The sequence below is a fragment of the Microcoleus sp. B3-A4 genome (genome assembly GCF_036705385.1).
GTDB lineage: Bacteria > Cyanobacteriota > Cyanobacteriia > Cyanobacteriales > Microcoleaceae > Microcoleus.
The window spans coordinates 87,178-108,041 of sequence record NZ_JAUBUI010000009.1; the positions used below are offsets into that span (position 1 = coordinate 87,178).

The 20,864-nt window shown below is 48.6% G+C and carries 5 protein-coding genes; all 5 read right to left on the bottom strand.

The genetic code is table 11. From position 1 onward, the window contains the following. Window positions 1-170: 170 nt before the first annotated feature. Window positions 171-1,718 carry a condensation domain-containing protein gene (locus QUB33_RS07085; protein WP_333348917.1) on the bottom strand — a complete coding sequence of 516 codons (1,548 nt, stop codon included), beginning with the start codon at window positions 1,716-1,718 and terminating at the stop codon, window positions 171-173. Further along, entirely contained in the window at window positions 1,708-3,396 is a 1,689-nt protein-coding gene (gene panP / locus QUB33_RS07090; RefSeq protein ID WP_333348919.1) for a pyridoxal-dependent aspartate 1-decarboxylase PanP, read from the bottom strand. Before panP ends, QUB33_RS07085 begins: the two co-directional genes overlap by 11 nt. A gap of 82 nt (window positions 3,397-3,478) precedes the next feature. Then, a complete protein-coding gene (locus QUB33_RS07095; RefSeq protein ID WP_333348921.1) occupies window positions 3,479-6,766 on the bottom strand; it encodes an amino acid adenylation domain-containing protein in 3,288 nt (1,095 codons plus the stop codon). A 1-nt stretch (window position 6,767) separates the two neighbouring features. Next, window positions 6,768-11,411 carry an amino acid adenylation domain-containing protein gene (locus QUB33_RS07100; RefSeq protein ID WP_445299510.1) on the bottom strand — a complete coding sequence of 1,548 codons (4,644 nt, stop codon included), beginning with the start codon at window positions 11,409-11,411 and terminating at the stop codon, window positions 6,768-6,770. 101 nt (window positions 11,412-11,512) lie between these two features. Next, a complete protein-coding gene (locus QUB33_RS07105) occupies window positions 11,513-20,092 on the bottom strand; it encodes an amino acid adenylation domain-containing protein (RefSeq protein WP_333348925.1) in 8,580 nt (2,859 codons plus the stop codon). Window positions 20,093-20,864: the final 772 nt, after the last annotated feature.

Genomic DNA, 20,864 nt, shown 5'->3' on the forward strand with positions numbered 1-20,864 from the left:
AACCGGAATCCATCTAATTCATCTGCGTTAATCTGTGTTAATCTGCCTGTATCTGCGGTCAAAAAAAGATAATTATTAACCGCAGATGACAAGGGATTGACGCTGATTCACGCAGATATCGAGAAGAGAGATAGGAATAATTCTGAGGCTAACAGATTTGATATGAGCCATCATTTTAAACTTTTCATAACTTTGCGTTTAGCCATTTTTAATTTTTGAATTCCCGAAAGATGAATTTGTTTTTGCTGCTCGATTTGGTGCTGCCTTTCTGCTTCGGTAAGAATTTCTGCCAAGTCGTCGATCTTGATATCTGGCTGGATGACTATCTGGTTGAGGAGGATTTGGAAACCTCTCGCCATTCGGGCAACAGTCGCAGCCTCAAATAAGTCTGTTTTGTAGTCAAATAAGCCTTGGATTCCTTCTGAAATCTCCCAGAGAGTGAGGCTTATGTCGTGTCTCGACATACCGACATCGAATTCCAGAATGCTCAAGGTCAAACCAGCTAACTCCAGGGGTGGCATGGGCGCATTCTGGAGTACAAACCACACTTGAAACAGCGGGTTATAGCTGAGATTTCGCTCCGGCTGCAATTCCTCCACGAGCTTTTCAAAAGGAACATCGGGGTGAGCGTAAGCTGCTAACGCTACCTCGCGTGTTCGACCGAGTAGTTCGCGGAAAGTTGGATTACCTGCGGTGTCAATTCGCAGCACTAAAGTATTGACAAAAAATCCAATTAGTTCCTCTAATTCAAGGCGGTTGCGATTGGCAATGGGAGAGCCAATAGCGAGGTTATCCTGTTTTGTTTGGCTGGATAGCAAGGATTGAAAGGCTGCCAGCAACGTCATGAATAGGGTGACATCTTGTTGCTGGGCGAGCGTTTTCAGTCTTTCTGTTAAAGAAGCAGAAATCACAAAAGATTGCTGCGACCCTCGGAAAGTTTGCACGGGAGAGCGCTGCCTATCTGTTGACAGCACAGGTAAATCGCCTCCCAATTGCTGTTTCCAATAAGCGAGCTGTTTCTCTAATTTCTCTCCCTGGAAATGCTGCCGCTGCCAACTGGCGAAGTCGGCATACTGCACGGGAAGTTCAGGCAGCCCAGAGGGTTTGTCATTGGAAAAAGCTTCATAAAGTGCGGCTACTTCTCGCACCAATACCCCCATAGACCAACCATCAGAAATAATGTGGTGTATCGTCAGCAGCAACACATATTCTGCGGAACCAAGTTGCAGGAGAGTGCCCCGCAGTAAGGGCGATCGCGTTAAGTCAAAGGGGCGTTGGGCTTCTTCAAGAGTACGCTGCTCAATTTCCGCTTGCTGCTCAGTTTCTGGTAAATGTTGCAAGTTTACCACCGACAAAGCGAAATCCAAGGAAGGAGAAATCAGTTGAACAGGTTCCCCGTCTACTTCTGCAAAAGCAGTCCGTAAAACTTCGTGACGCCTGACAATTTCATTGAGTGTTTGTTGCAGTGCCGACAAATTCAATTGCCCTTGCAACCGCACAGCAGCAGGAAGGTTGTAGGCAGGGTTTTCGGGAGACAATCGATCGAGAAACCACAGCCGTTGCTGGGCAAAAGAAAGGGGAGCAGAATTTTGCTGCGATCGCCTGGGAATGCGCTTAGATTGCTCAGCCTGTACTGCGTCTTTACCCAATGCTTTGAGGAGGAGCGCTCGCTTCTGGGGCGAGAGGTGTTTTAGTCGTTCTGAACGATTAGTAGACATTATAATTTACTTCCTCGCAGTGGTCGCTGTTTGTGATAGTTAAGGAAAGCTTTGCTGCTATTTTTAGCTGGTCGTTTAAAACAACATTGATATCTGCTTCAGTGGTGAGGGGGTTGGCAAGGACGACTCGAAAAGCAACAATGGGAATGTTTTTGCCATAACAGGTGGTTTGCACGGTTGTTCGCGATACGAAGGTGTGACCGGCTCGCCGCTGGGCCTCCTGAAGGCGCTCGTTAAATTGATTAATGAAGTGGTTGTCTGCTTCGGCTAGTTGTTTTTTGGCGGCTTTTTCCCTGAATGTTTCTGGAATGTAGCGGTATAAAAGAATATTAATTTCTGGTTCTAGCAGCAATTCAAATGCTGGATTTTCCCGAATTAAATTGGCCAAGTGCTGCGTTTTATGGATGCCTCCATCTATCAAAAACTCATAGCCTTGATGGCCGATGATATTCAAGGCTGCTTGCAAGAACAAACTCGCACCTGGTCGAGAGCCTTCGAGAGAGCGCTTGCCTAGATCGAGGGAGTCTTTTCGCACCGTGTAGGGTGCGTTTTTTTCAATAACTTTGGCGGTTTGGGGATTGCGGAATAAAACCAGACCGATTCCCATTGGCAAATACATTTGTTTGTGTCCATCTATGGTGACGGAATCTGCTAGTTCAATGCCTGCGAATTTGTGCCGATGACGTTCGGAAAAAAGCACGGGGCCGCCCCAAGCGGCATCGACGTGAAAGTGAGCGTTTGCTTCTTGCGCGATCGCGGCTATTTCTGGAAGCGGATCGATACTTCCCGAATCGGTGCTGCCTGCAACACCGATAATTGCCAGAATGTGCAGATTGCGATCGCGACATTCGGCTACAGTTTGGCGCAGCGCTGCCAAATCCATGCGGTGATTGGAATCGGTGGGGACTTTTAGGAGACTGCGATCGCCAATGCCTAATAAACCGGCAGCCTTTTCAAAAGAATAGTGCATCAAACTCGAACCGATTATCACCATTCCCTTGTAGCCGTAAAACTCTAAAGCTGCGTACAAGCCTTCTTTTTCAATGCCACTAAAGTTATTTTTTGGCCCTAAAGAAGCGTTGCGAGCGCACCACAGGGCGGTGATATTAGCTAGGGTGCCGCCCGTTACCATGATACCGAGCGTGCTCTCATTTTTTTGAATGTGCTGGTTATAAAAATCCTCAGAAAAATCGTAAATTAATCGGTGCATCATTGCCAAAGTCTGGCGCTCGCAGGGGCTTAAAACTTTGGCAGTTTCCATCTTGACTAAATTTTGATTCATCGCGGTTACAAGCTTCGCGATCGGGCGCACAAAATAGGGAAGTGCGCTCGTCATGTGACCGATATATCGGGGAGAAGATGTGTGAATGGAATGGGCAACGAGGGTTTGGGTCAAATCATCGATATAATTCCCAACATCTGTAGGAAGGGTGGGAATTTTGTTTTCCCTAAACTCCTGAATAATTAACTCTAAGTCAATATCTGTACTAGCGGTTTTTGCGTACAAAAAGTCTTGAACTAGCGCAGAAATTCGCTCCTCCATTGCTTCTTCTGCCAAAAATGACTTTTCTGAGGCACTGAATAGCTCCATTAACTTTTCTTCAAGTGGGGTAACAGAGGCTTTTAATGGCTCCATTAGATCGTGAGAGTTTTTGGCTTTTACTGTTAGTTTACTCATCCGAATCAATCCTGTTAAATGGGCTTTTTTTCTTTCCTATCCCCTAGCGAATCATAAAGGGAATAGGGCTTTTTAGGCTTTTTTACAAACGCGATTTTTGCTTAGCCACCATCACAGTTTGTGCTGACTCTCCATCACTCTTTTCTAAGAGATCAAGCAATTCATCTATCTGGTTAGCATCGACGTTTGCCAGAATTTCTTCCTCGACCAGTTCAGCTAAATTCTGAATTGTGGGAGCGGCAAAAAAATCGCACAGCGGTAACTCTACCCCAAAGCACGATCGCACTCGCGATATTAACTGTGTTGCCATCAGAGAATGACCGCCGAGGTCAAAAAAGTTTTGGTTAGTTCCTACTTTTTCTAGGCCTAAAAGAGCAGTCCAAATCTCAGCAATTTCTTCCTCTGTGGGCGTTTGTGGCTCAGTGAATGCTGTTTCATCAGAAACGTAATCGCACCTTTGAGATAAGGCGAGGCGGTCAATTTTTCCGTTGGGCGTTAATGGCAGCGCATCTAATAGCACAAAAGCTGAAGGCACCATGTAATCTGGCAGTTTGTGCTTCAAGAATAAACGCAGTTCGGAAATGAATTCGGGGTGCTGATTTCTGAGCCCTGAGTTAGGAACTAGGTAAGCGACTAGGCGTTGACTGCCAGGTGCATTTTCCTGAAGCAAAACAGCAGCGGTGGACACAGAAGAATGTTGAGAAAGTGCTGCCTCTATTTCTCCTAGTTCGATGCGGAACCCGCGAATTTTTACTTGGCAATCGCCACGGCCCAGAAATTCTATATTGCCATCCGGAAGGTAACAACCGATATCGCCTGTTTTGAACAAAACTTTTTGATAAGAATTACCGAGAAAATCTAATTTTTCTTGCCCAAACGGGTTAGAAATGAATTTCTCCGAGGTTACTTCGGGGCGGTTTAAGTAGCCCTGTGCCAATCCATCGCCGCTGACGTAAATCTCGCCGGGAATTCCGATCGGAACGGGTTGCAAAGTGCGATCGAGCAGATAAATTTGCGTGTTGGCGATCGGGCGACCAATTGGCACTTTTTCGACACAGTGAGTTGCATCGTACCACGTCACGTCCGCAGCTACTTCAGAAGAGCCATAAAGATTGATTAATACCCGCTGGGGCATCTGCTCTCGAAATTGCTGGCAAAGTTCCATCGGCAGAGTTTCTCCGCTGCAAATCCAATATTTTAATTGAGGCAAACGCGTGTCTAAATCAGGGAAAGAATCTAAGATAGCGCGCAACAAAGAAGGCACCAGCACCAGTCGCGTTACATTTTGCTTTGATAAGGTTTGAAGGAATTGGTTAATATCTTTGACGGCTCGATCGGGAATAATCACAGTTGGCAACCCATGCAGCAAAGGAGCAAAGATTTCCCAAACCGAATCGACAAAATTTAAGGACGTTTTTTGACAGCAAATATCTGCTTCGATAAAAGGGTAGGGGTTCCAAAAACAGCGATTGACTGTGCCTCGGTGGGTGCCGAGTACGCCTTTAGGAGTGCCTGTCGAGCCGGAAGTGTAGAGGACGTAAGCGAGGTTATCAGCTTCTACTTTAACAGCGGGGTTGCGATCGCTCTGCCGGGAAATTTCCTGCCATTCGGCGTCGATACAGGCGACTTTTGCGCTGTGTTCGGGGAGGGTTTCTAGGAGGTTTTTTTGAGTCAAAAGCACCGGAATTTTTGCGTCGGCCAGCATGAAGGAGCGGCGTTCTTGGGGATAAGCAGGATCGAGAGGAACGTAAGCGGCACCGACTTTTAAAATGCCCAAAATGGCCACCAGCATAGACAGCGATCGCTCTAAGCAAATTCCCACCAAAACTTCGGGTTTTACACCTAGAGATTGCAGGTAATGCGCGATTTGGTTGGCTTTGGCATTCAATTCGCGGTAAGTCAATTGTTCATTTTCGCAAATTGCAGCCACTGCATCTGGGGTTCGCTCTGTTTGCGCTGCAAATAATTCGTGAATTGAGGAATTTTTGGGGTAATCCGCTTGGGTGTCGTTCCACTGGACAAGTAATTGCTGGCGTTCGGCTGCGCTCAATAGGGGCAATTCTGACAGTTTCCGCTCAGGATTGGCAGTCATTCCCTCCAGCAAAGTTTGCAGGTGTCCGAGCATTCGCGCGATCGCACTGTCCTCAAAGCAGCTACGATCGAAAATAATTTTCAGCGTCAATTCCGCACCCGGCACCCCCATCACCGTTAGAGGATAATTCGTTGTTTCCAAGGAGCGAATATTCTCTACTTTTAAGTTTGGAATCTTCTCCTGCAAAGAAGCATCCAAAGGATAATTTTCAAAAACGACCAAACTCTCAAATAGAGGCAAACTCCGAGGAACTTCGCTCCACCCCTGCACTTCAACGAGGGGGCTGTACTCATATTGCCGCGCCTCAACTTGTTGCGCTTGGAGTTCTTTCAAGCAGGATAAAATAAAATCCTGTGGGTCAATTTTTACGCGCACTGGCAGAGGATTTACGAACAGCCCCACTACCGATTCAGCACCCATTAAATCTGGCGGTCGCCCGGAGACAACCGTACCAAAAACCACATCTTCTTCGCCGCTGTATCGGCTCAAAAGTAGCGCCCAAGCTGCCTGTACGAGGGTATTTAATGTTAGCTGATGCTGCCGCGCTAAGGATTGCAGTGCGGCGGTGGCTGTTGCAGAAAATATTACCTGCTGTTCGCCACTACTTTCTAAACGGTTTCCCGCGACAATATTGCCCCGGGCGATCGCAGTTGGAGCTGCAAAACCTTTGAGGGTTTGCCGCCAAAATGACTCAGCCGCAGATAAATCTTGCTGGTGCAGCCACGCGATGTAATCCCGATAAGGGCGAGGGCGTTTGAGGTGCAATTCCTCGCCCTGGGAGAAGGCTTGATAAAATGCAAAAACTTCATCAAGAACGATCGCCAGCGACCACCCATCTAAAACTAAGTGGTGGTGGCTCAAAATAAACTGAAAAGTATCTGCTTCTAACTGCGCCTGTGCAATGCGAATTAAGGGAGCTGATGTCAAGTCAAAGCCCTGCTCTCGATCGGCTTTTAGGAACGTTTCTAGCTGCTGTTGTTGTTCGGAGGCCGAGAGATCTCGCCAGTCCATCTGTTGCCAAGATAATGCAGCCTGCTTACGCACCGCTTGCACGGGTTCTTTCAAATTTTTCCACACGAAACAAGTCCGCAAAATGGGATGCCTGTCTACAACTTTTTGCCAACTCTTTCTAAACGCAGAAACATTGAGATCACCGCGCAAGACGCACAGCAGTTGCCCGAAATATACGCCCGATTCTGGCTGGTAAAGCGAATGAAAGAGAATGCCCTGCTGCGCTGGGGAGAGGGGATAAAAATCTTCGATATTGCCATTGATCATATTAAAGCTCTCCCAAAATTGCGGTAATGTTGTCTAAATCGTCCTGGCCCCACTGGCTCCACTTAAACTCTGCAAAGTCAGAAGGAGTGCAGCCGCCGGCGTCGGGGGACTGACAGTATTGAATTAGCGATCGCAGCGATTCTATAAAGCTCGTTGCCAAATTTTCAATGCTTTCTCGTCGGTGAATGTTTTCGCTGTACGTCCAATCTAATTGCAGCTTGCTGCTGGCAATAAATCCGTTAATTTCCAGCAGGTAACCCCGATTTCCGCGCGGGCTGCGGATGGGGCCACTAGGCTCGGAGGACAGCATCAACAAAGAAGATTTCGGCAGCACTTGGTCAAACTGTCCGAGATAGTTAAAGCTTACCTCAGCTTGCGGCAAATTGTGCAAATTTTTAGCAATTTCTGGATTTAAATATTGTAGAACACCGCAGCCAACACCGCGATTTGGCACGGCGCGTAATGGCTCTTTCACTGATTTGATGGCAGCCCCTAGATCGGAATGTTTTTCTGAATTTAACAGGAGTGGGAAAACTGCTGTAAACCAGCCGATTGTGCGCGACAAATCTACTCCTTCAAATATATCTTCGCGCCCGTGACCTTCTAAGTCAACTAACAGTGAGCTATTGCCTGTCCAGCGTTCAAATGCTTGACCTAAAGCAGTTAGCAATACATCATTAATTTGAGTGCGGTAAGCGGCAGGTACTTCTTGCAGGAGCAGTTTTGTTTCTTCAACACTCAAAGCAACGGATACGGTTTTTTCAGATGCAACTAAATTAGCTGCGTTTGGGAAATCTATTGGCAAGCGAGAAGTTGGTTGGTGAGAAAGGGCGAGCCAGTAATCCAACTCTCCCTGCAATTCGGGCGATCGCGCCCACTCGTGCAAGCGTTCTGCCCACTGCTTAAATGAGGTTGTTTTGGGCGGGAGCGCGACTCTTTCGTCGCGGCTAATCTGCCCATAAGCTGTCTGGAAATCCTCAATTAAAATTCGCCATGAAACCCCATCAACCGCTAAGTGATGAATAACCAATAACAAGCGATTTGGCTGATGTTTGCCCAAGTCAAATAGGGCAGCGCGAAGTAATGGCCCCTCTGACAAATTCAAACTGGCTTGCAACTGAGCGGCGGCGGTTTGGAAAGCGGCTTCTCGCTCCTCTGGAGGTAGCGACGACAAATCAATGCAGGTAAACGGAGCAACCTCGTCGGGATTGGCGAGCTCCTGCTGCCAGCCAGATTCTCCTCGCACAAAACGCAGGCGCAGCGAGTCGTGGTGCTTGAGCAATTCTTGCAACACTGACTCAATTAATGCAGGTTCGAGAGGTTGCCGCAACTCTAAAAGCACCGCCTGATTCCAGTGGTGCGGATCGGAGAGATTTTGCTCGAAAAACCAGTGCTGAATCGGTGTCAGAGGAACTTCGCCAATGATTAATCCCTGTTCCGATTGTTGGGGCTGAGCTGTATCGGCAACGGCTGCTAACTGTGCAATGGTTTGGTGTTGAAACAGTTGTTTTGGAGTGAGCCGCAACCCGGCTTGATTGGCTTTAGAAATGACTTGAATGCTGAGGATAGAATCGCCGCCCAATTCAAAGAAATTGTCGTCAATTCCCACTTGTTCTAACCCCAATACTTGCGCCCAAATTTCTGCCAGGATTTTCTCAATAGCCGTGCTTGGCGTGGCGAATGCCTCTTCGAGTTCTGGGCGATCGCGATCCGGTGCGGGAAGCGCCTTGCGATCGACTTTGCCGTTGGGAGTTAGAGGCAACGATTCCAGCATCACGAAGGCAGCAGGCACCATGTATTCCGGCAGCTTTTCTTGCAGGTAGGCACGCAGGTTGCTGATGCTTGGAAGTTCGTCTTGGTTAAGCACTAAATAAGCGACTAAGCGCTTGTTGCCCGAAGTGTCATCGCGCGCGATCGCCACAGCATCCCGCACGGCGGAGTGCTGTCTCAGGGTTTCCTCAATTTCTCCCAATTCGATGCGATAGCCCCGGATTTTCACTTGGCTATCAATTCGCCCCAGGTATTCGATATTTCCATCTGGCAAATAACGCGCCAAGTCGCCAGTTTTGTATAGGCGCGCGTCGGGTGAGTTGCTAAAAGGATTTGGAATAAATTTCTCACTCGTTAATTCGGGACGATTCAGATAGCCTCTGGCCAATCCTGCGCCACCAATATGCAGTTCTCCCGGCACTCCCAGCGGCACGGGATTGAGAGTTCGATCTAATAAATAAATCTGCGTATTCGCAATCGGGCTGCCAATGGGTGGCATTCTCTCGGCACCTTTTTCAATTAAAGCAAAGGTTGAATAGGTGGTATCTTCTGAGGGTCCGTAAAGATTGAAGACTTTCTGAATGTGAGGAAGCTGGTAAAGCTGCTGCGCTAAAGTATTCGGCAGCGGTTCGCCAGCTAAATTGACGGTGCGAACTGTTTCGGGAATGCCGTTGCTTCGCAGCAGTTCTGCGATCGCGCTGGGAACGGTATTAATCAGCGTTACTTTTTCCGCTGTTTTTAAAGTGGGCAGGTGCAAGGCATTTTCTGCCAGGATGGCTGTGCCACCCCAGCAAAGAGGCGCGAATAGCTCGAAAACTGACAAATCAAAGCAAATAGATGTGGAGGCGAGAACTCCTCCGAGTTCTTCGGGCGAAAAAACCTCTTTTGCCCAGTGCAAAAAGGCAACGGCGCTGCGGTGTTCGATCGCAACCCCTTTGGGCCTGCCCGTGGAACCTGACGTATAAATTACATACGCTAACTTAGAGGGGTTTTGCTGATTAAATTTAAAATCCGAACCTGACTTTTCCGAAAAATTCTGTTCCTCTTCCCACCGATCCAATCCGATGACTTTTGCGCTGCATTCTGGCAAAATTTTTAACAATTTTTGCTGGGTTAGCAGCACCGAAATTTGAGCGTCTTCTAACGTGAAAGCTAAGCGATCGCGCGGGTAGGCTGGATCGAGCGGAACGTAAGCGCCCCCGGCTTTGAGAATGCCGAGAATGCCGACAATTGTATCGAGCGATCGCTCGACACAAATTCCCACCAAAACTTCTGGTTTAACGCCGAGTTGTTGCAGGTAATGCGCGAGTTGATTGGCTCGTTCATTCAGCTCGCGGTAGGTGAGTTTTTGGTCTTCAAATACGACTGCAATGGCATCGGGAGTTCGCTCGGCCTGCGCTTCAAATAATTGATGAATGCAGCGATCGCTCGGATAATCGGCGCGGGTGTCATTCCACTCTACTAATAACTGATGCCGCTCTTTTTTGCCCAGCAACGGTAGCTCTTCAATCCGCCGCTCTGGGTTGGCAGCTATACCCTCCAGCAACGTGAGAAAATGCCCCGCCATCCGCCTAATAGTGACCGCATCAAATAAATCTGTACTGTATTCAAACTGACCGCTAATTTCTTCCTGCTTTTCTTCTAAATACAGCGTTAAGTCAACTTTTGCTGTCTGATTCTCAACATCTAAAAGAGTGAGATTGAGTCCGGCTATTGATTCCGCAGCAACAGGTGGAGTTTGCAAAACAAAAGCAACTTGGAACAGTGGATTGTAGCTCAAATTTCGATCGGGTTGCAACTCTTCAACCAGTTTCTCAAACGGCAAATCCTGGTGAGCGTAAGCTTCTAAACTCACCTCCCGAATGCGAGGGAGCAACTGCCGAAAAGTGAGATCGCCTGACAAATCAGTTCGCAATACCAAAGTATTGACAAAAAACCCGATTAGCCCTTGAATTTCCGCTCGGTTGCGGTTGGCGATGGGAGAGCCAACGGGGATATCTGCCTGTCCTGTATAGCGATAGAGCAGCGTTTTAAAGGCTGCTAGCAGCGTCATAAACAGGGTAGCATTTTCCTGGCGGCTGAGCTTTTTGAGGGCTTCTGTTAGCGTTTTGGGGATGAGGAATGATTCTTTCGCGCCCCGATAGGTTTGCACCGGGGGACGGGGGCGATCGGCTGGCAATTCCAGCAAGGGGGGAGCACCACTGAGCTGCTTTTTCCAGTAGTTAAGTTGAGTTTGCAAGCGATCGCCCGCAAGCCATTCCCGCTGCCAAATAGCAAAATCGGCGTACTGTATGGAAAGTTCGGGAAGTGGGGATGGTTTGCCAATCAAAAACGCTTCGTAAAGCGCTGCTAATTCTTGCAGAAAGACTCCGATTGACCAGCCATCAAAAATAATGTGATGCAGCGTCAGCAGCAAGACATATTCCTCAGCATCTAACTGTAGCAAACTAGCTCGCAACAGCGGCCCTTTGGTTAGGTCAAAAGGTTTGCTAGCTTCTTCTGCAGCCAGTTGTTTTACTTTTTCTTCTCGCTCAGTTTCCGCCCATTGTTGCAGGTCTAAAACTTCCAGCCCGAAATTAAATTTCTGACCAACCACCTGCACGGGTTGACCGTCTACAGTGGCAAATGTCGTCCGCAAAGCTTCGTGACGGCGCACAATTTCCTTGAAACTTAGCTCTAGCACTACTACATTTAGCCTGCCTTTTAGTAACACAGCCGCCGGAAGGTTGTAAAAAGGGTTTCCCGGTTCAAATTGGTCAATAAACCACAGTCTTTGCTGGGCAAAAGAGGTGGGAAATGCAAATACTTCTTCTTCGGAAGCATTCGCCGAGTCGCGAGTATCTGTTGGAGGTTTTTCGGAAAAATGCACCGTCATTGGATTAGTAACTGGTAATTGGTAATTGGGATTGCAGCCGATATTTAGGGATTGGTTATGAGTTATTGGCTGCAATCCCATGACTCATCACTGATTTGTGCTTAGCGCAAAGATGACAGTTTCATGCGGTACGCCGATCGCGAAACGGGCGCAATCGCGGGTTCTTCAACGACCGCATTTTTGTTTTTGGCTTCAGAAATATTTTCTGCAAGTACGGCGAGCGATCGTCCTGCAAAAATATCGCACAAAGGCAATTCTATCTGACAAGATTCTCGTACCTTTGCTGCTAATTGAATTGCCAGGAGCGAATTTCCTCCTAGTTCAAAAAAGTTATCGGCAATGCTTAACTGTTCGATGCCGAGAACCCCACAGCAAATTCTCGCTAACATTTCCTCAGTAGGGGTGCGCGGTGCCACAAAAATCTTTTCTGGTTGAATCGCGGCATCCGGTTCAGGCAGTGCCTTGCGGTTAACTTTGCCGTTCGCCGAAAGTGGCAGCGCCTCCAGAATTATAAATGCAGAAGGCACCATATAATCGGGCAGCTTTTCGCTCAGCAATAGGCGCAATTCTTCAACTGCAGGGGCAGCGTTTTGTTGGGGAACGATATATGCTACTAAGCGCTTTTGACTGTGCTTTTCTCCGAATGCGGTGACAATGGATGCTTTGACTGCTGGGTGCTCGTTCAATGCAGCTTCAATTTCTCCGGCTTCGATGCGGAATCCTCGAATTTTAAGGCGGAAATCTTCTCGCCCTAAAAATTCGATATTGCCGTCAGGGAGGAAGCGCCCTAAATCTCCCGTTCGGTACAAGCGATCGCCCGTGACGGGGTGCGTGAGGAAGCTGGCGCGAGTTTTTTCTTCATTCCGCCAGTATCCTTTTGTCAGTCCAACTCCGGCACAGCACATCTCGCCGACAACCCAGACGGGACAGTCTTCGAGCCTTTCATTCAAAATGTAATAGCGTGTATTGGCGATCGGCGATCCGTAGGGAATGCTCTTCCAAGAAGGGTCAACAGTTTCTACCGGATACCAAATGTTCCAAAGGGTAGTTTCCGTTGGCCCGCCGACACTGACAACCCGACATTCACGGACGATCGCCCTTAACCTCTGGGGCAGTGTTACTGGAATCCAGTCTCCACCGAGAAACGCCCAGCGCAAGCACTCTGGCAACACCTCAGAACGTCCGCCAGCGTAATCGAGCAGCATTTCCATCATCGGGGGAACCGAGTTCCAAATGGTGACGCGCTCTTTTACCATCAATTGAACCCAGTGAGCGGGGTCTAGCCGTTGTGCGGCATCGGGAATGACGATCGCTCCTCCGGCTGCTAGGATGCCGAAGATATCGTAAACCGACATATCGTGGTGCAGTGCGGTGACTGCGATCGCGCGATCGCACTCTGCCACATTAAACACTTGATTGGTCTGAGCGATCGCATTGACTGCACCTCGGTGCGCGATCGCCACGCCTTTCGGCAAGCCAGTTGAGCCGGAAGTATAAATCACATACGCTAAATCTTCCGGTTCCTGCACCGACTCCAAAGCTTCGCCGCTTTCTGCCGCCAATTCGTCGGTATCGAGACAAATTCGCCGCACATTTTCCGGCCATTCCAATCGCTGATTTAACTGAGATTGCGTCAAAACAATCTCAACTTCGCCATTTTCCAGCAAATACCACAGCCGCTCTTTTGGTAGCGCCGCATCTACGGGCAAATAAGCTGCCCCGGATGCGAGAATGCCCAGCACAGCGACGATTTGCTCCCATCCTTTTTCCATAACCACGGCAACCAAGTGGTTAGGGCGAGTTCCCAGCTTCCGCAATCGGTGAGCGACTTGATTCGATCTCCGGTATAGTTCCTCATAAGTGAGGGTGCGCGTTGAAGTAATCACGGCGGATTGCTGCGATCGCGAGGCTACTTGCTGGGCAAATAGTTCGTGCAGCAATACATCGGGAATAGGTGCTTCGATGCCGTTAGCGACGGCTTGCTGCTGCAACTGCGCCGTTCCCTGCCAAGCTTCCTCCGAGCTTGCGAGGCGCTGCAACAGGCTGCAGTAGGCGTCAAACATATCGTCAATCATCCCTGGCCCGAAGAGTTCTTCCACCGCATCCCAGCTAAAAGACAGGCCCTGGGCGGTTTCGGTAAATTGCGCGTCTATCCAAACTTGCGGCGTTTGACCGATGATGTGAACCAGTTCTCCCAATTCTTGAATGAGAGAAAAGATAGAGGAATCTTCCCCAGGCGCGTTTTGCGGATCGATCGTAAACACGACCGGCATCAGCGCGGAGGTGGTGCCTTGCGCTTGGGCGAGTTCTCGCAAAACGCGCACGCCGCTGACGTACTGGTGTTCTAAATCTTGCCAAAGCTGTTCTTGCAGTCGCTTGGCCCGTACTTCAAAACTCTCTCGCTTCGAGTTATCTACTTCTAGCAAAGTAAACGAGGCAAATTCTCCAATAATCTCGTCAACTTGAGGGTGGAGGGGAAGGCGATTGAAGCGCGGCACGTTGAGGGTAAACCGAGGCGTTTTGCTCCACAGTCCGAGAACCTCGGCATAGGCAGCTAGCAATAAACCCGTAGGAGTGAGGCTGGCGCGAGCTGTGCGCGTTTTGAGGCGCTGCCAGGTTTGCAAGTCTAAGCGATCGCCCCAGCGTTTAAATCGCGGCTGCGTTAAGGAATTCGGGTGTTTTGCGAGGGGCAATTCCGGCGCTGGTGGTAGGGTTTTGAGGCGATTTCGCCAGTAATCTAAGGATTGCTGGTAAAATGGGGAGTTTTCTAAGGCGATCGCGGCTAACACGCAGTCGCGGAAAGACAGTTGCAACGGCGCGATCGCAGTATTGGGATTGCGGTAAAACTGTACCAAATCGCCAAACAAAATTTGAAAACTCCAGCCGTCTATGCACAAGGCGTCAATGCTGATGTGGAGGCGGATCCGGCGCCCCTTAATTTTGGAAGCGCAAATCTCGAACAGCGGCCAGCGATCGAGCGGCAGCACTTGGTGAGAAAGGCGATCGCGGATTGCTTCGAGTTGTTCGCCGGCAACCTCTGGAGCGAGCGATCGCAAATCCAAAACCTCAATTTTATAAGCGGGTACGTTTTCCAGAATTTGCTGCTGTCCGTTCGGAAGTACGATCGCCCGCAGCATATCGTGACGCTCTACAACTCGCTGCCACGCGAGGCTAAACCGCTCTAAATCTAACTCGTCGCTCTCAATTTCTACATAACCGTGAATGGCAACATTGCCCATTTCAAAAAAGCTATTTCGGCCGATCCAGTACGCCTGCTGCATTTCATTGAGCGGAAATGGTTTGTAGCGATTTTGAGGATCGGGGGCGATCGCGGGCAGTGAAATCAGGGGTTCGCGCGACTGCTGGCTCTTAGCTTGTGCGATCGCAAGTGTCAGACTAGCGACTGTGGGGGATTGAAACAGACAGCGCAGCGATAGCTCGACTTGAAAGCGATCGCGCACCTTGGCAATCAGTTGAGTTGCCAGCAAAGAGTGACCTCCCAACTCAAAGAAATTGTCCTCTATTCCCACCTGTTTTAAGCCGAGAACCTCAGCCCAAATATCAGCTAATACTTGTTCTTCTAAAGTCTCAGGAGCGATAAAATCTGCCTCTGAACTGTTGGTTTCCGGTGCCGGAAGAGCTTTAAAATCTACCTTGCCGTTTGGCGTTAATGGCATCGCTTCTAAAAACATGAAACTGGCAGGCACCATATAATCTGGCAGTTGTTCCCGGAGAAAAGAACGCAGATTTTTAATCAGTGCAGAGTTCCCAATGCTGAGTGCTGAGTTTAAAACGAGGTAGGCGATTAAGCGCTTTGGGCCTGAATCTTCCTCGCGCGCGAGAATGACTGCTTCTTGCACGTCTGGATGTTGGCTGAGTGCGGATTCGATTTCTCCTAACTCAATGCGGAAACCGCGAATTTTCACTTGGCGATCGGTGCGATCGAGAAATTCTAAATTCCCATCGGGGAGATAGCGGACTAAATCGCCTGTTTTGTAAAGGCGATCGCCTGGCACTTTGCTAAAAAGATCGGGAATAAATTTTTCTGTATTCAGATCCGAACGGTTGATATATCCTCTGGCAACCCCCGCACCTCCGATATAAAGTTCGCCTGGAACTCCGATCGGAACGGGTTGCAAATTAGCATCGAGTACATAGGTGCGGGCATTTGGAATTGGACGACCAATCGGCAAGGTTTTTGCGGAGTTTTTAACCGCAGAGGGCGCAGAGGGCGCAGAGGGGAGAGAAGAAGAGGAGGAAGAGGGGAGAGGGTCGCACCACGTGGCGACAATTGTTGTTTCTGTGGGGCCGTAAGTATTGACAAGTCGTACTTTTTCTGAAACGCACTTTTGCCACTGATTCAGGGATGCTGAAAGTGCGGTTTCTCCGCCAATAATTGTCAAGCGCACTGACGGGGGAAATTCTGCTTTTTCGGCGCTGAGTCTGGCAGTTAATTCGCGCCAGTAAGCTGTGGGCAAATCTAAGACGGTGATTTGCCATTTCCGGCATTTTTGCAGGAAGGAAGAAATGCTGTCTAACATGGAATTTCCGCGCAGTACCAAAGTGGCACCTCGCGTTAAACAGGGATAGATTTCTTCGGCGCTGGCGTCGAAGCTGAGGGAAGCAAATTGCAGAATGCGATCGCCTGCTTTAATGCCATATTCGACACTTGCAGCCTGCGTATAATTTGCCAAAGATTGATGCTGCACCATCACTCCCTTTGGCTTGCCAGTAGACCCGGATGTATAGATGATATAAGCGAGGTTTTCTGGCTCAACGGCGCTCTCAGGATTTGACTTATTTTGTTGAGCGATCGCCTGCCATTCTGCATCCAAGCAAATCACACAAATATTCTTTTGGGCTGGCGTTTCTGCTTTCAATTCTGCTTGCGTTAGCAATACCCTAACTCCAGCATCTTCTAACATGAAGGCGAGGCGTTCTTTAGCATAGATGGGGTCTAGGGGCAAATAAGCGCCGCCTGCTTTTAATATGCCTAAAATTCCTACTATAGCATCGAGCGATCGCCCCATATAAACGCCGACTATCGCATCTGGTTTTACGCCGAAAGAGTGCAAATAATGGGCAAGTTGATTCGCGCGATCGTTCAGTTCTCGGTAGGTCAAACTTTGGCATTCAAATTGCACCGCAACCGCCTCAGGGGTTTTCGCAGCCTGCGCTTCAAATAAGCGGTGAATGCAAGCATTTTGAAAAGACTTTATTCGAGTATTATTCCACTCAAATAGAAGTTGCTGGCGCTCTGTTTCTGCAAGCAGCGGTAAATCTGATAAACGCGCGGAGGGATTCGCAACGATGCCTTCTAATAAGTTCTGAAAGTACCTCGCCATTCGCGCGATCGTAGCCGATTCAAATAAGTCTAGGCTGTATTCAAACCACCCTCTAATACCTGTTGCTGTGGCTTCTAATTCCAAGGTTAAATCGAAATTTGCTGTGCCGCTGTGAATCTGTTGGCAGTTCAGGCTTAAACCAGGCAATTCTAAGGCGAATTCCGAGGCATTTTGAAAGGCAAACATCACCTGAAATAAAGGCGAGTGACTTAAATCTCGATTCGGCTGCAATTCTTCTACGAGCTTTTCAAATGGCAATTCTTGGTGTGCATAAGCGCCTAAAGTTAGCTCTCGAATGCGAGCCAGCAACTCTCGAAAAGTGGGATTTCCGCTTAAGTCCGATCGCAGGACTAAAGTATTGACAAAAAAACCAATTAATGATTCGGTTTCGCTGCTGTTGCGGCTGGCAATTGGTGAACCGACGAGGATATCTTCTTGCCCCGTGTAGCGGTAAAGCAGCGTATTGAAGGCTGCCAGCAATGTCATAAATACAGTGGTTTTTTCGCCGCGACTCAATTGCCTAATTGCCTCGGTTAACTGCTCTGGCAATTCCAATAATTGCCGACCTCCCTTGTAACTTTGAACAGTGGGACGAGAAAAGTCTGTTGGTAAATTTAGAACCGCTGCGCTGCCACTTAACTGCTGCTTCCAGTAAGTAAGTTGAGTTTCTAATATTTCTCCCTGCATTTGTTGGCGCTGCCAAGTGGCAAAGTCTGCATACTGAATTGGCAGCGGTGGAAGCGAGGCTAAATCCTTATTAATAAAACCTTCATAAAATGCCGCTAGTTCTCGTAAAAATACACCCAAAGACCACCCATCAAAAATGATATGGTGGGCGGACAAAAGCAGAGTATGTTCTGTTTCAGATAGGCGCAGAAGTTTGGCACGGAGCAGATTTGGTTGAGTTAAATCAAAGGGCAACTCGGCTTCTTCTGCAGACAGTTTTTGCGCTTCTTTCTCGCGTTCCCCAGGGGAGCAATGGCTCAAATCTATCAGCGGCAATGGAAAACTTTTCGCATCAAAAATAACTTGTATCTGTTCTTTTTGCCCACCAGCAAACGCAGTTCTTAAAATCTCGTGCCGCTCGATAATTTTTTCAATACTTTGCCTGAGTGTTTCTGCATTGAGCTGCCCCGTCATCCGAACCGCACCGCAGAGGTTGTAGAAGGGGTTTCCCGGTTCCAATTGGTCGAAGAACCACAAGCGCTCTTGGGCAAAAGACAGGGGGATGTTTTGTAGGCGAGAAACTGCCTGAAGAGACGCCATTGTCGGCGCTTCTGCCAATCTTTCTAAAATTTTTGCTGCCAGTTGAGCAAGGCTTAGTTCCTCGAAGAAGTCTTCTATTGATAAAGCTATTTTTAGAACTGTTTCAATCTGATTTTTAAATTCAAATACCGCCAATGAATCGAAACCAAAATTACTAAAAGCCTCTGCTGATTGGATTTGGTCAAAGCTAACTTTCAGCACTCTCGCTACCTGCTGTCGCAAATAGGTTTCTAACTGTGTCTGCCGTTGTTCTAACTCTGCTGTCAGAAGAATTTCTCGCGTTAGTTGATTGTCGATTTCCACCGAATCAGCTAACTCTAAAAGGCTACTCGCGACCACTTCTAAATTGTCACCTAGAAAGTCAGCATAGGCGGCGCGACGTTGAATTTTACCGCTGGTGGTTTTGGGAATGCTTCCCGGCTTAATCAGCACTACTCCATAAACTTGCACTTCATATTCTTGAGCAATGCTGGAACGGATGGCGCTGATAATTTCCTCGGTATTATCCGGCGCTTTGCGAGATTGTAATTCTTGCACGATAACGAGCTGTTCTTCGCCTGCGACTTCCACCGAGAATGCCGCGATCGCCCCTGGCCGCAAACTGGGATGGCTGCGCTCTGCCGTTCTTTCTATATCTTGGGGGTAAAGATTGCGACCTCGGATGATAATCAAATCTTTGAGTCGCCCTGTAATAAACAGTTCTCGATCGCGTAAAAAGCCTAAATCTCCTGTTCGCAAAAATGGCCCTTCGCTGGTATCTGAAAGATATGCTTGAAAAGTTTTTTCTGTTTCTTCTGGGCGATTCCAATAGCCTCGCGCAACTGTTTCGCCAGCTACCCAAATTTCTCCGACTTCCTGCGGCTGGCATTGCGTCAGAGATTCGGGATTGACAATCGCAACTTTAGTGCCAAATTCAGGGAAACCGCAGCCGACTAAAGTTCTCGCGCCCCCCTCGCCTTCGACAACTTCTACAATGTGATTATTTTCCAGCGCCTCAGCGTCAACAGGTAAGAAAGTCGGTGTTGTCTCGCTGCGAACCGTGGCAATTTTTAGCGTAGTTTCTGCCATTCCGTAAGCAGGACAAAAGGCATCCGGGTGAAAACCGCAGGGCTCAAAAGCTTTGGTAAATCGCTCTAGGGTTTCTTTGTGGATGGGTTCTGCGCCGTTATAGGCCACGCGCCAACTACTCAAGTCGAGCATTTTTTTGCCATCGCCCAAGATTTTGCTTATTTTGCTAGCACACAAGTCGTAAGCAAAATTTGGCCCGCCGCTGTGGGTAGCTTTGTAGCGCGAAATCGCTTCCAACCAGCACATCGGGTTCTGAATAAACGCCGCTGGCGGCATGAAGTAAGAGGGAATTCCCAGATACAAAGGTTTGAGCAATCCGTCAATTAACCCCATGTCGTGAAAGGGGGGAAGCCATGTTACGGCAACGCTTTCGGAATCGTGCTCAAAGCCTCGATGAATGTATTCGATGTTGTACAAAACGTTGGCGTGGCTCACCATTACGCCTTTGGGGGTGGAGGTTGAGCCGGAAGTGTACTGAAGATAAGCCACTTCGTCGGGATGAATGGGTGGCTGCTGCCACTTTTCGCCGTCATCGCAAAGCTCCTCTGCACTCAGCCAACGCATCGCTTTGAGTTCCGGCGCTTGCTCGCATAGCTGCTCTAAATTTTCCAAGTGTCGCGCGGGAGCGATCGCAATTGTTGCTCCTGCATCTAGGGCGATCGCACTAATTTTCGCTAAATTCCGTTTCAGCTTCGGCGGATAGAGGGGAACCGCGATCACTTTGGCGTACAAGCATCCAAAAAAGGCGGCGAGATAGTCCAATCCTGGCGGGAAAAGCAGTAAGGCTCGTTCGCCAGTGAGTCCCAATGTCTGAAGTCGCACGGCGTGCGATCGGGCGATCGCATCTAACTCTCGATAAGTCAAACTGGCGGTTTCAGTTTTTCCGTCTAACAGAAATGTATATTTCTGCTCTGGTTGGTGTAATGCCCTATTTTGCAGGAGTTCTACTAAATTGGTACAACTTTCGGTGAGTTGGTTTCCCTTAATGCTTGCGTCACTCATCGATTTTTTTTACCTATAAGTCTTGTTTGCAGTACGCCAACCAGTTCCGCCAAATTCTTTCCACAGAAATTTTCTGTGAACAGTTGTCGGACATCACGACTCTGCCATCAGCGCGTTTGAGTCTTCAATCCGGGTATTAGCGCTTGTTTTCACGTTTTGTTGTCGATCGCGCTGTTCGGCAATGGCTCCGGGGCGATTTCAGTCCGAGCCAGCTTCGATATCAGCTTCAGGGGCTTTACGGCTATCGACTTTAAGCATACTAGGCTAGATGACATTTATTGTCAAGAGTTCTTGAGCAAATTGGTTGACTCCTATCGTTTCCTATATGACAATCTTTTCTAACTCTTGCCATAGCATTTTAGGCGCTCGTTTGTCTAGCCCTGACAGCAACCATAATAGGCAAGTGCTGCATAACTAGCTAGGGGGGTCTGACCCCCTATATCAAAATGAAATTAGTTTTCATTAGGTAACTCTTGACAGATGTGAGTGCTCTGTTATCTAATTAAGGCACTTTCTCATTAAGAGACCAGCGACTGCTTCCTTTAACCGAGGAAGCTGCCAACCGTGGGCGATCGTCCAGAGCGCCACCGGACTGAGGCGTTCGTCCTCACGCGCCTCCTGGATTCCCAGACAAAGGCCGCTAGCGACCGGAGAATCGGATCGAACTGCGCCCGACAACTAGGTCGTATCTTCCGCAGGTCAGTTTCAGGAGCCACAGAAGACCAGCAATGCTCTCACCAATTCTGTTGTGCAAGCAACGCAAACCACATAT